Origin of the sequence: Brevibacillus sp. HB2.2, assembly GCF_013284275.1 — a bacterium.
In the GTDB taxonomy this organism is placed as follows: domain Bacteria; phylum Bacillota; class Bacilli; order Brevibacillales; family Brevibacillaceae; genus Brevibacillus; species Brevibacillus brevis_D.
This window is the reverse complement of the sequence record NZ_JABSUV010000097.1, coordinates 1-1,287: the sequence shown is the minus strand read 5'-3', so window position 1 is coordinate 1,287 and position 1,287 is coordinate 1. Positions and strand designations below refer to the sequence as shown.

Genomic DNA, 1,287 nt, shown 5'->3' with positions numbered 1-1,287 from the left:
GGGACTGACCCCGTAATGTGAGACAAATCAAAACACCTTCAAGAGAACTAAACCATGTCGTAAGATATGGAGACAATCTTGGAGGTGTTTTTGCATTGTCAACTAGAGTGAGTTACCCCGTGGAAGTCAAGATGCAGGCGATTCAAATGAGATTGGCAGGTGTTCCAGTGAAGGAGGTTATGGAGAAACTAGGAATCCGCAATGTGACTCAGCTAAAGGTCTGGATGAAGTGGTATCGAGAGGGCGAGCTTCATCGACTAGAACAACCTGTTGGCAAACAATATAGCTTTGGCAAAGGTCCTGAGTACACTTCAGAGCTTGAGAAAGTGAAAGCAGAAAATCGATTTTTGAAACAACAATTGGATGTGCTAAAAAAGTACACGGAATTGGAAAGGGGGTGACACCTAGAATCGTGGTCACATGGATGGAAACCATCAGAGGAGAAGTGAATATTAACCAAGCTTGCGCTTGGTTGGGTATTGCCCGATCCACCTATTATCGTTGGAGGTCAGTGTTTAAAATGAAACAAAAGGACCCTATAGTCGAAAAGATTCGGCAGCTATGTTCCCTACATAAATTTCGTTATGGCTATCGAAAGATTACGGCACTCCTTCGGATTGAACAACGAATTAATCACAAGCGTGTGCAACGGATTATGCAAGTAGAACAACTGCAATGTAGAGTCCGCATCAAGAAACGTAAACCAACGGGACAACCTTCACAATCGGCTGAACATCTCCTACAACGTCAATTTCATGCTGAAGCTCCGATGCAAAAGCTAGTGACAGATATTACGTATTTGCCGTTTGGTGGGAAAATGTTGTACTTATCAAGTATCTTAGATTTGTACAATGGGGAGATTGTTGCTTACACCATAGCAGATAAACAAGACACTTCCTTTGTCTTAGATACGTTAAATCAACTTCCTAATCGGCCGGGAATGATGTTGCATAGTGATCAAGGCAGTGTGTACACGTCTCAAGCTTACCAAGAGGCAGTAAAAGGAAAAGGCATTATCATGAGCATGTCCCGCAAGGGAATGCCTGCTGATAATGCCCCCATCGAATCGTTTCATTCCACGCTAAAGTCTGAAACGTTCTATCTCGAAGGCCTCACGAGTACAACGACGGCAATCGTTGTACAAACCGTTCGAGATTATATTACCTACTATAACTCAAGTCGTATTCAAACGAAACTAAACAACCAGTCGCCGGTTGAATTCCGACGACTGGCTGCTTAAACTTGTAAGGTGTTTTGATCCCTGTCCTACAAACGGGGGTCAGTCCC

The 1,287-nt window shown here is 43.5% G+C and carries 1 protein-coding gene; it reads left to right on the top strand.

Features of this window, described 5'->3' with window-relative positions; all coding sequences use genetic code 11:
* Window positions 1-95 precede the first annotated feature (95 nt).
* Window positions 96-1,240, top strand: a protein-coding gene (locus tag HP401_RS29440) for an IS3 family transposase (protein WP_173607618.1) whose coding sequence is annotated in 2 segments (ribosomal slippage) — window positions 96-369 and window positions 369-1,240 — 1,146 coding nt in all. Because the reading frame shifts where the segments join, the coding sequence is not laid out codon by codon here.
* The last annotated feature ends 47 nt before the right edge of the window (window positions 1,241-1,287 follow it).